Annotated in this window: 15 protein-coding genes; 14 read left to right on the forward strand and 1 reads right to left on the reverse strand. The window is 43.5% G+C overall.

The window, feature by feature from the left end:
- The first annotated feature begins 7 nt into the window (after positions 1-7).
- The 4 genes from CDG60_RS06885 to CDG60_RS06900 all read left to right on the forward strand — a co-directional run bounded on the left by CDG60_RS06885 (position 8) and on the right by CDG60_RS06900 (position 3,226).
- Positions 8-787 (forward strand): AraC family transcriptional regulator, encoded by a 780-nt coding sequence (locus tag CDG60_RS06885; RefSeq protein ID WP_171405436.1) that lies wholly within the window; start codon positions 8-10, stop codon positions 785-787.
- A 68-nt stretch (positions 788-855) separates the two neighbouring features.
- Positions 856-1,269 carry a PaaI family thioesterase gene (locus CDG60_RS06890; RefSeq protein WP_087511304.1) on the forward strand — a complete coding sequence of 138 codons (414 nt, stop codon included), beginning with the start codon at positions 856-858 and terminating at the stop codon, positions 1,267-1,269.
- A 112-nt stretch (positions 1,270-1,381) separates the two neighbouring features.
- Entirely contained in the window at positions 1,382-2,347 is a 966-nt protein-coding gene (locus tag CDG60_RS06895; protein WP_087511306.1) for a hypothetical protein, read from the forward strand.
- Between the two features lie 6 nt (positions 2,348-2,353).
- The gene (locus tag CDG60_RS06900; protein ID WP_087511308.1) at positions 2,354-3,226 is read left to right on the forward strand and encodes an arginase family protein; all 873 of its coding nucleotides are present in this window, start codon (positions 2,354-2,356) and stop codon (positions 3,224-3,226) included.
- A 35-nt stretch (positions 3,227-3,261) separates the two neighbouring features.
- Here the strand turns inward: CDG60_RS06900 and nadB are convergent, their stop codons facing one another.
- On the reverse strand, positions 3,262-4,923 hold the full coding sequence (gene nadB / locus CDG60_RS06905) for an L-aspartate oxidase (RefSeq protein WP_087511310.1): 1,662 nt from the start codon (positions 4,921-4,923) through the stop codon (positions 3,262-3,264).
- A 228-nt stretch (positions 4,924-5,151) separates the two neighbouring features.
- On the opposite strand from nadB, the gene CDG60_RS06910 reads away from it, so the two are divergent.
- From CDG60_RS06910 to pdxJ, 10 genes are all read left to right on the forward strand, one after another.
- Positions 5,152-6,534 (forward strand): Do family serine endopeptidase, encoded by a 1,383-nt coding sequence (locus CDG60_RS06910; RefSeq protein ID WP_087511311.1) that lies wholly within the window; start codon positions 5,152-5,154, stop codon positions 6,532-6,534.
- A 194-nt stretch (positions 6,535-6,728) separates the two neighbouring features.
- A complete protein-coding gene (locus tag CDG60_RS06915; RefSeq protein WP_087511313.1) occupies positions 6,729-7,163 on the forward strand; it encodes an acyl-CoA thioesterase in 435 nt (144 codons plus the stop codon).
- A 286-nt stretch (positions 7,164-7,449) separates the two neighbouring features.
- Positions 7,450-9,267, forward strand: a complete 1,818-nt coding sequence (gene lepA, locus CDG60_RS06920) for a translation elongation factor 4 (RefSeq protein WP_087511315.1) — start codon at positions 7,450-7,452, stop codon at positions 9,265-9,267.
- A gap of 23 nt (positions 9,268-9,290) precedes the next feature.
- Positions 9,291-10,118 carry a signal peptidase I gene (lepB, locus tag CDG60_RS06925; protein ID WP_087511316.1) on the forward strand — a complete coding sequence of 276 codons (828 nt, stop codon included), beginning with the start codon at positions 9,291-9,293 and terminating at the stop codon, positions 10,116-10,118.
- Between the two features lie 22 nt (positions 10,119-10,140).
- Positions 10,141-10,515 (forward strand): DUF4845 domain-containing protein, encoded by a 375-nt coding sequence (locus CDG60_RS06930; RefSeq protein WP_087511317.1) that lies wholly within the window; start codon positions 10,141-10,143, stop codon positions 10,513-10,515.
- Positions 10,487-11,179: a ribonuclease III gene (gene rnc / locus CDG60_RS06935; protein WP_087511319.1), complete on the forward strand. Its 693-nt coding sequence runs from the start codon at positions 10,487-10,489 to the stop codon at positions 11,177-11,179. The genes CDG60_RS06930 and rnc overlap by 29 nt, the downstream gene beginning before the upstream one ends.
- A gap of 5 nt (positions 11,180-11,184) precedes the next feature.
- Positions 11,185-12,216, forward strand: coding sequence for a GTPase Era (gene era, locus CDG60_RS06940; RefSeq protein ID WP_087511321.1), 1,032 nt, complete (start codon positions 11,185-11,187; stop codon positions 12,214-12,216).
- A 21-nt stretch (positions 12,217-12,237) separates the two neighbouring features.
- Positions 12,238-12,432 carry an NF038104 family lipoprotein gene (locus CDG60_RS06945; protein WP_087511323.1) on the forward strand — a complete coding sequence of 65 codons (195 nt, stop codon included), beginning with the start codon at positions 12,238-12,240 and terminating at the stop codon, positions 12,430-12,432.
- Positions 12,433-12,440: 8 nt separating this feature from the next.
- Complete coding sequence (gene recO, locus CDG60_RS06950; protein WP_171405490.1) at positions 12,441-13,148, forward strand: DNA repair protein RecO; 708 nt, start codon at positions 12,441-12,443, stop codon at positions 13,146-13,148.
- Positions 13,149-13,161: 13 nt separating this feature from the next.
- Positions 13,162-13,887, forward strand: coding sequence for a pyridoxine 5'-phosphate synthase (gene pdxJ / locus CDG60_RS06955; protein WP_087511327.1), 726 nt, complete (start codon positions 13,162-13,164; stop codon positions 13,885-13,887).
- The last annotated feature ends 5 nt before the right edge of the window (positions 13,888-13,892 follow it).

The raw sequence follows: 13,892 nt of genomic DNA on the forward strand, positions 1-13,892 counted from the left end.
TTATAAAATGAGTCAAATCCATCCACCCTTCAGTGTTACAGAACCGGATTCGATTGCGCGACCTGTGGCAGTGATGGCAATGGGTGGTGAAATTCCTGACTGGGAAATGGGGGCGCATACTCATCTTAAATCTCAGCTTATGGTGACTCAGTCCGGTATGCTGACAGTGGGTACAGCGGAAGGCATGTGGGTCGTTCCACCACGGACAGCCATCTGGATACCTGCGGGTGTGAGTCACTCGGTCACCAGTTTTGGTCTGTCTAAAGGGATTGTGGTTTTTCTTGATTCTGAGATTGTTTTTGAACATCTGCGCTTGTGTACCGTGCTTGAGGTCAGTACATTTTTGAATGTGCTGCTGGAGCGGGTCATTGATATACCGCAGCTGTATGAGACTGAAGAAGATATTCGTTTGATGCAGGTCGTTGTTGATGAAATTGCTCAGGCACAGCAGCAGTGGTTTTATTTACCAGTTCCTAAAGACAAACGTCTGAAAAAACTGACTGATGAATTAATCCGAATGCCGGATATGGAGCTGCGTCTGGAACTTGCAGCTGACCTGTGTCATATCAGTCAGCGGACACTGACCCGACTGTTTCTGAAGGAAACTGGGTTGTCACTGAATGACTGGAAAAGGCGGCTGCATATCCTGCTTGCGCTGCAATGGCTGCATGAAGGCAAGCCTGTTCAGATCGTGGCTCAGTTACTCGGTTATGAAAGCGATTCGAGTTTTATTGCCATGTTTAAAAAAATTATGAAAAGCCCACCTAAAAAGTATCTAAAACAATAAGGTGCTTGTTATTTGTCAGGTCAGCGATTTATATTAAGTCAATCATATGAGCGTAGATAAAAGGATTTATGAAAAGTTCAAAAGATGAAATCAATGCTTTCCTGGAAAAGGAATTTCCACAAAGTTTAAAAAAATGTGAAATTGAATCTGTGTCAGATCGGGAAGCAACGGTTATTTATCATGTGGATGAACATGATCTGAGACCAGGCGGAACAGTTTCAGGACCTTCCATGATGACAGTTGCTGATTATGCTTTGTATATCGCTATTTTGGGTGAAATTGGCATTGTGGGTCTTGCGGTAACAACCAATCTCAGTATCAACTTTTTAAGAAAACCGACAGCCAATCAGGATATCAAGGGCGTATGTACCCTGATGAAAGTTGGCAAGGCTCTGGCAGTGGGTGATGTCTGGCTTTACTCGCTAGGCAGTGATGAACCGATTGCGCATGTGGTCGGGACATATTCCATTCCACCGCGCTAGTTTTTTTATGCAGTACAGGGCAAAAGCATCTGTGCTGCAAAACCGTATTATAAAATTAAAAAAATCAGAAAAAAGAAGCTTTATTTCTATAAAAAATGACAGGGGTAGGGGAATGACACAGGATCATGAAATTATCAGCCTGTATAAGGCAAAGGGCTTTGCGCTGTCTGCCACACTCACAGATATGCTGAATGAACTGTATATACATCGGACTGAGCGCAGAGGGTGTGGCTATACTCAGTCAACCCGACTGCTTGCAGGCTATATCAATGTTTCCCGAAACGCAGATGATTATTCAGACCTGAAACTTTTCCTGGATTACGACATCCGTCCCTTAAAACGGATAGTGGAGCTGTCCCGTGTTTCAGGCTTAAGTTTACAGGACTGGCATAACCTGGATATCAACAGTGAAGTCCAGGCATTTATTCACAGCATAGGAGACGGTGAGCTGAAAAACCTGTTGCAACAGCAGTCGGATTTTCAGTCTTTGCTCAGACAGACTGCATTAGAAGTCAGTCTCGAAGAAAGTAAACTGTTATGTGGTCTGATTCAGGATGTTATTTTACCTAAAACATCACAAAGTTCAGGTCTTGTAGAACTTAAACCGCTGGATGAAAAACCGAAAGTCGGTTCCTGCCCAATGGCTGAACAGTTTTTTCTGAAAATTGCACATAGACGGGTATTACGTCAGGGCGAGCTGAATGTATTTGTCGATGCTGAGCAGCGACCTTTACTGCTTGAAAAAATGAATATGGGTGATAATCATTCATGTATCAGTCTGCAACCTCTGTTAATGAATGGCGTACAGTTGCCACCTGGGTCACTGTTTTCAGTGGATTATGACCGTGATCTGATACAGAACAAAATACCGAACAGAGAGTATACAGGGTTTGTAATGCCATTTTCAGAAATAAGTGGATTCTGGTTTTTGCGTTTTACAACGCTGGCAATTTCACCTGAAAACCGAAAACGTGCGTTTACCACACATTTTGAGCAGCAGGTCGCAAACGGACTGTTCAGTCCAGGTGTGACTCAGCTCCAGCAGCTGATAGATGTGGCTCAGGCTCAGATAAGGTGATGAAATATGCTCAATGTCTGTTATTCACCTGACTATTTTGCTCAGACACATACCAATAGTATGGAAAAATTAAAAGCAGTTGCTGATGCACTTAAAAAATCTTCTGTAATTTTATGGAATGAGCCTGAAGCCGTCAGTACCGAACTGCTGTACGTGTTGCATGACCCCGCTTATGTCGATGCTTTTTTAACAGGCTATCCTGAAAAACTTGCCACCTTTGCAGGGTTCAGACCGTGGAATGAACAGCTGAAAAATGCGGTGCTGAAGATCAATGGAGGGCAGCTTCTTGCCGCAGAACTGGCTCTGGAATATGGCATTTCAGGCAATATTGCACAGGGCTTTCATCATGCACAGTATGAATATGGCGGATCATTCTGTACTTTTAACGGGCTGGCACTGGTGGCTCAGAAATATCCAGATAAACGTATCTTTGTACTGGACTGCGATCAGCATGGAGGAGATGGCACGGCAGAATTTACCCGCAGACTCGAAAATCTTTTTAATTTCAGTATCTATGGGCTTGCATGTGACTGTGCCACTTATGAACGTTCAGAAACCCGACACATTCACCGTGAACAGGGAAATTTTGCACGCTATACCATGGCAATTCATGAAGCATTCAGAACAGCTTCACTGTGGCAGGCTGATCTGATTATTTATCAGGCGGGAATGGACTGCCATCAGGCTGATCCTTTTGGATCGGCATGGTTCAGCTCTGAATTACTGCACAAACGTGATGAAATGGTTTTCAGTCTGGCAAAAAAGCATGATATTCCCATCATGTTTGTTCTGGCAGGGGGCTATCAGCCACTGGAAGACCTGGTCCGTCTGCATTTACAGACCTTTGATGCAGCTCTGGATGTCTTTTACGCCGTATAAAAAAAGCCGAATGACAGTGCATCCGGCTTTTTGATTTAATTCATGCTGTATTCAGCCTGATCGGTATTGACCAGTGGCTGTTCGACTTTAAAGTCAGGTGGGGTCAGTACAGTTTTGCGCAGTTCACCTGAGAGTTCAGGATAGTCCAGAGTGAAGTGCAGTCCTCGGGACTCTTTACGCTGCATGGCACAGCGCACAATCATTTCTGAAACAAGGACAAGGTTACGCAGTTCAATCAGGTTTTTACTGACCTGATAGTCCTGGTAATACTCAGTAATTTCCCGTTTCAGCATTTCTATACGGTGCAGGGCACGTTCCAGGCGCTTGGTGGTACGGACAATTCCGACATAGTTCCACATGGTGGCACGCAGTTCATCCCAGTTCTGTAAAATGACGACATCTTCATCCGGGTTTGTAACCTGAGTGTCATCCCATGCAGGAACAGCAGGGGATTTATAATCTGCACTGAAATTCTGTTCAATATGTCGGGCTGCACTCATACCATACACAAAGCACTCCAGCAGAGAATTGCTCGCCATCCGGTTCGCACCGTGCAGACCTGTATATGAGGTTTCACCAATCGCATACAGTCCATCAATGTCGGTCTGACTGTTTGCATCAACCATGACACCGCCACATGTGTAATGTGCAGCAGGTACAACAGGAATCATGTCTTTGGTAATATCAATGCCAAGTTCGAGCAGGCGTGCATACAGTGTAGGGAAGTGCTCTTTCACGAACTCAGGCGATTTGTGGGTAATGTCCAGCCATACATGACGGATGCCGAGGCGTTTGATTTCAAAGTCAATTGCACGGGCAACGATATCACGTGGTGCAAGCTCAGCACGCTCATCAAAGCGCAGCATGAAACGTTCACCATCAGGAAGTCGCAGATATGCACCTTCACCGCGCATGGCTTCAGTAATCAGAAATGATCTTGCCTGCGGATGATAAAGACAGGTCGGGTGGAACTGATTGAATTCCATATTTGCAACACGGCAACCTGCACGGTACGCCATGGCAATACCATCACCGGTTGCAATATCAGGATTGGAGGTATAAAGGTAGGCTTTCATTGCACCACCACAGGCCAGTGCTGTAGAGGGTGCCAGGAAAGTATGGACTGTTTCAGTTGTTTCATCTAAAGCATAGAGACCAACCGCACGGTTATCCTGTTGCTTAAGTCCCAGTTTATGCGATGTGATCAGATCAATCGCGATGTAATTTTCAAAGATATGAATATTGTTCTTTTCCTGAGCTCTTTGAACCAGGGTTGTTGAAATGGCTTTACCTGTTGCATCAGCTGAATGAATGATACGGCGCTGAGAATGCCCGCCTTCACGCGTCAGGTGCAACTGTTCCTGTTCATCCAAAGTGAACTGAACACCATGTTTCAACAGGAAATCGACTGAGGGTTTCCCACCTTCCACTGTATGTTTAACCGCATCAAGCTCACATAGATGTGCCCCTGCAATTATTGTGTCATCAATATGCTGTTCAATGGAATCTGTTTCATCCAGTACAGCGGCAACACCACCCTGAGCGAAGTATGTACTGGCATCCGTCAGGGTTGATTTTGCAAGAACGGCAATATTGAAATGCTGTGGCAAAGATAAAGCCAGACTGAGACCAGCGCCACCACTACCCACAATGATCACATCAAAATGATGAGTTGTGCTTAAATTAGACATGTCCATCAGCTAATTTGAAAAAAGTCCGATAATGACACCCCTTTTTTATAAAAAAGGCAATAGCCAAAAAGCAGTGTATTTATGATAAAAAGCAAATAAGTCACATTATTTTAATAAAATATTTAAACGGTTGTTTTGACAGAACATAATCAAACATATTATTACGCAAGATATACCTGGATTGTGATAAAAAAAGATTGTTCAAATTTTAAAACAATTGAGTGAATGCATTAAATGAAAAATCGCTATTTACAACAGGGCTTATATGCAGCTGTATTCACCATGGCTGCGGTACAGACACAGGCTTCCTCGGTGGATTTTTCCAACCTGGTTGAGCAGGTCAGTCCAGCTGTGGTCAGTGTCAATGTTGTGAAAAAAATGACTCAGGAAGAGTTACTGCAGCAACAGGTGCCTGAAATCTTAAGACGCTTTTTTGGAAATCAGGTGATTGTTCCACAGCAGCAGGTCCCACAGGAAAAAACGGGCTACGGCAGTGCATTTTTTATTACTAAAGACGGTTATCTGCTGACCAACCACCATGTTGTTGAAGATGCTTCCAAAGTTACGATTGTACTGAATGACCGCCGTGAAATAGACGCAACTGTTGTAGGTAGTGATGAGCGTACAGATGTTGCACTGCTGAAAGTGAATGGAAATAACTTTCCTGCGCTGACCACAGGTAATGTTGATCGTCTGCGTGTAGGTGAACCTGTTCTTGCCATTGGTTCGCCATTCGGTTTTGATTATTCTGCTTCTGCAGGTATTGTCAGTGCGAAAATGCGGAATATGATGGGTGAGACATCAGTGCCATTCATTCAGACCGATGTTGCACTGAACCCAGGTAACTCAGGTGGTCCACTGTTCAACCAGAAAGGTGAAGTGGTGGGTGTGAACTCCCGTATCTTCAGTGGTACAGGCGGTTATATGGGGCTTTCGTTCTCTATTCCGATTGATGTTGCGATGGATGTAGCTGATCAGTTAAAGAAAAACGGTAAAGTCACCCGTTCTTATCTGGGCGTTATGCTTCAGGATATTGACAGAAATCTGGCAGATTCATATAAACTGCCAAAACCTGAAGGTGCGCTGATTACTCAGGTCACACCGGGTTCTCCAGCCGATAAAGCCGGCTTCCGTTCTGGTGATGTTGTTCTGAAATTTAATGGCGCCGCTATTTCCAGAACTTCAGATCTGTTGAACTATCTGAACAGAACTGTACCTAAACAGTCCATTCAGCTGGAAATTTTACGTGACGATAAAGTCCGCTCTATCTCTGCAACCCTTGAAACAGCACCAGATGATACGCCAGCTAAAACAGTCAGTCCTGCAAAAACCAAAGGACCGGTACTGGGTGTTGCAATCCGTAATCTGACTGCTGCTGAACTGAGTCAGCTGGATCTTAAAGGTGGAATCCTGATTCAGGAAGTCAGCCGTGGTGGACTGGCATCTCAGTCTAAAATCCTGCCTGGCGATGTTATTATTCAGATCAACAACAAAGCAATCAATAATACCAATGAGTTTGTCAGCGTTGTTTCTGAGCTGAAAAAGGGCACAGTTGCCAGAGTGACCATTGTGCGTCAGGGGCAGCGTGCCATGTTGGGTATGCGTATTCCTGAGTAAATGAAACATCAGTAAAAAACCACTCGATTCAGAGTGGTTTTTTATATTTTGCAATTTGCAGCCTGGCTGTAAATGCGTAGACTGTACTTTAAATGGCGGTACTTTTATAAGACTCAGTTCTGACAGAGCTGATCAGCAGGACTTAATAGAACACCCCATCATACTGTATAGCGAAACAAAAGAAGTGGAATGAAATGAGTACTGTTTTTGATATGAAGATCACTGTTCAGCCTGAACATATTGATGTACTGGGTCATGTAAATAACGTGGTCTATGTTGGCTGGATGCAGGATGTAGCAACTGCTCATATCAGCGAAACAGGTCTGGGGCTGGAGCAGTATCTGGAAATGAATCATGCTATGGTTGCTGTGGAACATCATGTGCAGTACCGTAAGGCAGCTGTGCTGGGAGATGAAATTATTCTTAGGACCTGGTTTTATGATATCAATGCGCTGTATTCATTCAGACAGTATGCTTTTTTTAAGGAGGAAGACAAAAGCCTGCTGTTTACCGCAACGACAAAATGGGCATGTGTGGAAATTTCTACAGGAAGAGCAAAACGGATGTCACCGACTTTTATGCAGGCGTATCAGCCACTGAATTCAGATATTGACCCGTTTCAGCTCTAAACTTCTTAGTGTATCTATAAAGATGCCATGCGGTATCAGAGCATATTAAAATATGATGGCTTAAAACGACTGCAATTGCTGTGAAAACAATCCCTGATGCTGTGCTCTGAATGCTTCAGAAACAGCATGCGGTCACTTTTTTGCATGGAAGATATTTTCTTGGGTGGATTCATTAATATGAATACATTGAAAATACCATCTGCTATAATCCACGGCAATTTCTTAAATGCTTTTGCTATGTAATGCAGTTTCATACATAGCGCACTTTATTTGTTCAAGGTAGCCCATGGCGCAAGCTAAAAAATCTGTCGATATTAAAAATATCCGAAACTTCTCGATTATTGCTCACATCGACCACGGTAAGTCGACACTTGCTGACCGTTTTATTCAGACCTGTGGTGGTTTACAGGATCGTGAAATGCAGGCTCAGGTTCTCGACTCAATGGAACTGGAACGTGAGCGTGGGATTACCATTAAAGCCACTTCTGTGACTTTATACTACACACATCCAGATGGTCAGGAATATCAGCTGAACTTCATTGATACCCCAGGACACGTGGACTTTTCTTATGAAGTGTCACGTTCTCTGGCGGCGTGTGAAGGTGCATTGCTGGTTGTGGATGCCGCACAGGGTGTGGAAGCACAGTCTGTTGCTAACTGCTATACCGCGATTGAACAGGGTCTGGAAGTTCTTCCGATTTTAAATAAAATTGATTTACCGCAGGCAGAGCCTGAGCGTGTGATTCAGGAAATTGAAGACATTATCGGGATCGAAGCAACTGAAGCGCCGACGTGTTCTGCAAAAACCGGTTTGGGCATTGAAGGTGTATTGGAAACACTGGTCAATGTCATTCCTGCACCTGAAGGTGATCGTGACGCGCCTTTACAGGCACTGATCGTGGACTCGTGGTTTGATAACTACTTAGGCGTTGTGTCTTTAGTACGTGTTAAACAGGGGCGCGTGCGTAAAGGCGATAAAATGCTGGTCAAATCAACAGGTCAGACGCACATCATTACTTCTGTGGGTATTTTTAATCCAAAACATACTGAAACCGGCATGCTTGAAGCGGGCGAAGTTGGCTTTGTGATTGCAGGGATTAAAGACATTTTTGGTGCGCCAGTGGGTGATACCATTACCTTATCCACTACGCCAGAAGTTGAAACATTACCTGGTTTTAAAAAGGTTAAACCGCAGGTTTATGCTGGTTTGTTCCCAATTGATGCCAGTGATTTTGAACCATTCCGTGAAGCTTTACACAAACTGCAGATTAACGATTCGGCATTGTTCTTTGAACCTGAAAGCTCTGATGCTTTAGGTTTTGGTTTTCGTTGTGGCTTCCTGGGCATGCTGCACATGGAAATTGTACAGGAACGTCTAGAACGTGAGTACGATCTTGACCTGATCAGTTCTGCTCCAACCGTAATTTATGAAGCATTCATGAAAAACGGTGAGACGAAATATATTGATAGCCCGTCAAAAATGCCTGATGGTTCGACTGTTGAAGACCTGCGTGAACCAATTGCTGAATGTCACATTCTTGTTCCTCAGGAATACCTGGGTAATGTCATGACATTGTGCGTAGAGCGCCGTGGTGTGCAGAAAGACATGAAGTTTATGGCAAATCAGGTTTCCATTACCTTTGAAATTCCAATGGCGGAAGTAGTCATGGATTTCTTTGATAAGCTGAAATCCTGTTCGCGTGGTTTTGCATCACTGGATTACAATTTTGTACGTTTCGAGAGTTCATCTTTGGTTAAGGTTGACGTGTTAATTAATGGCGATAAGGTCGATGCCTTAGCCATGATCTGTCACCGTCAGGATGCCCGTCATCGTGGTATTGCCCTCGTTGAAAAAATGAAAGACCTGATTCCCCGCCAGATGTTTGACGTCGCGATTCAGGCTGCCATTGGTGCACAGGTGATTGCACGTTCAACTGTAAAAGCGATGCGTAAAAACGTACTGGCGAAGTGTTATGGTGGTGACGTTTCACGTAAGAAGAAACTGTTGGCGAAACAAAAAGAAGGTAAGAAGCGCATGAAGCAGGTGGGTAGTGTTGAAATCCCACAGGAAGCGTTCCTTGCTGTATTGAAAGTAGACAGATAAAAAAACTGGAGGGCTCATAGCTCATGGATTTTGATTTTAATTTAATCCTCGTACCCGTCACGCTGGTATTCTTTCTGGTGTGGTTGCTGGATAAGTTTGTTTTTAAACAAAGACAGACCAAAGGCAGAGGAAATGAAAATTTTATCATTACCTGGGCATATGACTTCTGGCCAGTACTGGCTGTTGTGTTAGTGCTGCGTTCTTTTCTGTATGAGCCGTTCAACATCCCTTCAGATTCAATGGTTCCGACCCTTGAAACCGGGGATTTTATTCTGGTCAATAAGTTTGACTATGGTGTCCGCTTACCGATTATCAATAAAAAAATTATTGATGTGGGTGAGCCGGAGCGTGGTGAGGTGATCGTATTCCGTTATCCACCACAACCAACCATCAGTTATATTAAACGTGTGGTTGGTTTACCTGGGGATCACATTGTTTATGATCATGGTCAGTTAAGTATCAATGGTCAGAAAGTGCCAAAAGCACCTGTTCAGTTCAGTCGTGAAAAAGACAGTCAGGATACACCGACTTCTATTTATCATAAGGAAACACTGGGTAAGCATACTTTTACCATGCGTGAGCTGGAAGGTATGAATATTGCCCGTCAGGCGCCATTTATCAATTATGTTGAAAATGGTAAATACTCAACTGAAAATGGTTTATACTGGGAAGTGACCGTTCCAAAAGGGCACTATTTTGCGATGGGGGATAATCGTGATCAAAGTGCTGACAGTCGTTTCTGGGGATTTGTTCCTGAAGAAAATCTGACTGGTCGTGCGTTCTATGTATGGATGCACAAGGAACCTGGATTCCGGATACCATCATTCAGTCGTAACGGAAAAATTGATTAATAGCGAATCAGGAAAATAATAAATGCGTCAACATCAAAAAGGTGCATCGTATATTGCTATTTTAATTGCAATTATTGGTTTTGCGTTTCTTGCAAAAATCGCAATTGCAGTTTGGGGACCATATTGGGATGATCGAGTGGTGGATACTCAGATTACAGAGCTTATGCAAAGTAGTCCGAAAAATATCGCTCCTTCTAAGTTTGTAGGTCAGATGAGTCAGCGTCTGGATATGAACAATGTCCGCGATCTAAAATTCGAGGAAATTGCTCAGGTCACAAATGTTGAGGGCTTACAGGTTAAAAAAGCATATGAAATAAGAAAACCTTTCTTATTGAATATTGATTTAGTGTTAAAGTTCGAGAAAAGTTTTGATCAAAGCTCACTCCCGGCTAAGTGATGCTCGCTTGGCAAGTCGTATCGGTTATCAGTTCAAACAGCCTGAATTATTGCAGCTTGCGCTGACACACCGATCGGTGAGCCATAAATACAATTATGAACGTCTGGAATTTCTGGGTGACTCATTGTTGGGCATGATTATTGCCAACCATCTTTATCATGCATATCCGCATGAAAATGAAGGACGTTTAACGCGAATGCGTGCAACGTTAGTCCGTCAGGAAGCATTGGGTAAAATTGCCAATGACCTGAAACTCAGTCAGAATCTGATTCTGAGTACAGGTGAACTGAAGTCTGGCGGACATCACCGTGAATCCATCCTGGCTGATACTGTTGAGGCAATCATTGGTGCTATTTTTGTCGATTGTGAAGACCTCACGGTTTTAAGACCAATCGTGTTAAAATGGTACGAGCCTTATCTGGACAATATGGAACCAACGGACCAGCTGAAAGATCCGAAATCGCGTCTACAGGAATATTTGCAGGCGCGTAAAAAACCTCTTCCAGTTTATGAAGTGGTGGATATTCAGGGCGATGCTCCAAACCAGCATTTCAAAGTTGAATGTGCGGTTGAGGGGATGCCGGTCTTTAAAGGTGAAGGTTTAAGTCGTAGATTTGCTGAACAGGCAGCTGCGGCAGATATTTTAAAATTACTGGAGCAGTAATCTGCATGACCACAAATTCCGATCACAACGATGCTGATCACGAGCCACAGACAAACAGTGGCAATGACTTAATTAATCAATTCTTCAGTTCACAGGGAACAGAAATTCCTGCGGACTATAAAAGTGGTTTTGTTGCAATTGTAGGTCGTCCAAATGTCGGCAAATCGACATTGATGAACCACCTGCTGGGACAGAAGTTATCCATCACTTCACGTAAGCCACAAACGACCCGCCATAAAATTGTGGGAATTGACAGTCGAGAAACATCTCAGGCTGTATTTGTGGATACCCCAGGTATGCACAAAAAAGAAGTGCGTGCCATCAATAAAATGATGAACAAAGCGGCACATTCGGCGTTGCGTGATGTCAACCTGGTTCTGTTTGTACTTGATGCAGACAAGTGGACACAGAATGATGAACTGGTATTGGAAAAACTGAAAAATGCAGAGATGCCAGTGATTCTTGTGATCAATAAAATTGATACACTGGAAAATAAAAACCATGCTTTGCCATTGATTCAGGAACGTGCAAAATTAATGAATTTTGCTGAAATTGTTCCTGTATCTGCTTTACGTGGTGCAAATCTGGATCATTTACGCAATACCATTGAAAAGTATCTGCCATTCCAACCACCATTGTATTCACTTGATCAGGTCACTGACCGCTCTGAAAGATTCCTGGCTTCTGAAATTATCCGTGAAAAAATCATGCGTCAGTTAGGTGAGGAATTACCTTATGATCTGACCGTGCAGATTGAATCGTTTAAAACTGAAGAAGCGACAATCAACGAAAAAACGGGTCGCCCTAAAGCAGCCTGTACGTATATTGATGCCACCATCTTTGTTGACCGTCCTGGACAGAAAGCAATTGTGATTGGTGAAAAGGGTGCCAAGCTGAAAAAAATCGGTATGGATGCTCGTGTTGATATGGAAAAAATGTTTGAACAGAAAATTATGCTGACACTTTGGGTGAAAGTAAAAGGTGGCTGGTCTGATGACGAGCGTGCTTTGAAAAGCCTTGGGTACAGCGATATCTGATGATCTTAAACAGGAGCGGAAATGATTAAAGTTCTGGCTGTAATTGCGTGTGTCGTGTTTTTACAGGGCTGCATTCATAAAATTGTGACCGTTCCTGTTAAAGTTGCCTATAAAACAACGAAAGGCGTGGTGAAAGGTACTGCTGCTGTCGTTGGGGCTGTCATTCCAGATGGGGATGACGAAGAAAATGAAGACAAAGATCAGAAAAAGGATTGATTATCTGAATCATGCGCAATGAAATTTTGCATGGTTATCTGATTCATCATCGTAAATACCGTGAACGCAGTCATATTGTACATCTGTTTACTCAGGAATATGGCCGTGTTGACGGTATTTTGCGTCAGACACCTCCTCCTCAGTATCAGCCAGTTTGTGTGCAGGCATCAGGAAAGTCTGAGCTGAAAAATTTCAGCCAGCTGGAAATTGTGAATCAGCCTGTATTTTTCTTTGGTGATGCTTTTTTTTCAGGTTTTTATCTGAATGAAATTGTGCTGAGATTATGTCCTGCGGAAGTGGAAATGCCGCAGACTTTTCTCCAGTATGCTTCAACCTTGTCTGATTTGCAGCGGATGTCTGAACAGGAAAATCCAGCTTTATTTCTCCGGCAGATTTTAAGAAAATTTGAACATGAATTACTGCAAGAGCTTGGATTTTATCTGGACTTTGCTTCGGATACTGCTCAGCAGGAAATAGATCCTGCTCAGTATTATGTATTTCAGATGGATGAGGGATTCATTCCTGTTATTCAGCAAAACCGATCTGCTTTTTCGGGAGCATTGATTCTGTCCATGCTTAAATATGAAAAGGGTACTGATTTCAATCAGGAACAGTTACAATTATTGTCCCGACTGTACAGACAGATGATCAGCTCCTTACTGGGTGACCGTCCACTGAAAAGTCGGCAATTATGGATTCAGAATACTCAATCTTAATCAGGAAATTGTTATGGCTGCTTTACTGGGTGTAAATATTGATCATGTTGCGACATTGCGTCAGGCGCGCGGGACTGCTTATCCAGATCCTGTAAATGCAGCATTGATCTGTGAACAGGCAGGTGCTGAAGGCATCACTTTGCATTTACGTGAAGACCGTCGTCATATTCAGGATGATGATGTGCGCCGTATGCGTCCATTGCTGAAAACACGTATGAATCTGGAAATAGCGGTTACAGCTGAAATGATTGAGTTTGCAAAAGAAATCAAACCGCATCATGTCTGCTTTGTTCCAGAAAAACGCCAGGAAATCACCACTGAAGGCGGTCTGGATGTTGTTGGGCATTTTGAAGATGTCAAAGCGGCGACTCAGGCGCTGACAGCGATTGGCTGTGATGTATCGCTGTTTATTGATGCTGATATTGCTCAGATTGATGCTGCGGTTGCGTGTGGCGCACCTACGATTGAACTGCACACTGGTGCATATGCGGATGCTGAAACAGCAGAAGCACAGCAGCATGAACTTGAGCGCATTATTAAGGGAGCTGAATATGCTGCATCCAAAGGGCTTGTGGTGAATGCAGGTCACGGGCTGAATCTGGAAAATGTGACACCAGTGGCTCAGATCAAACAGATCCACGAGTTAAACATTGGTCATTCTATTATTGCAGATGCTGTGTTTGTGGGGCTTGCTCAGGCAGTTCAGCAAATGAAAGCAGCTATTCAGGCTGCACGTTAATTTTT

This window comes from Acinetobacter chinensis (assembly GCF_002165375.2).
GTDB classification, from domain to species: Bacteria; Pseudomonadota; Gammaproteobacteria; order Pseudomonadales; family Moraxellaceae; genus Acinetobacter; species Acinetobacter chinensis.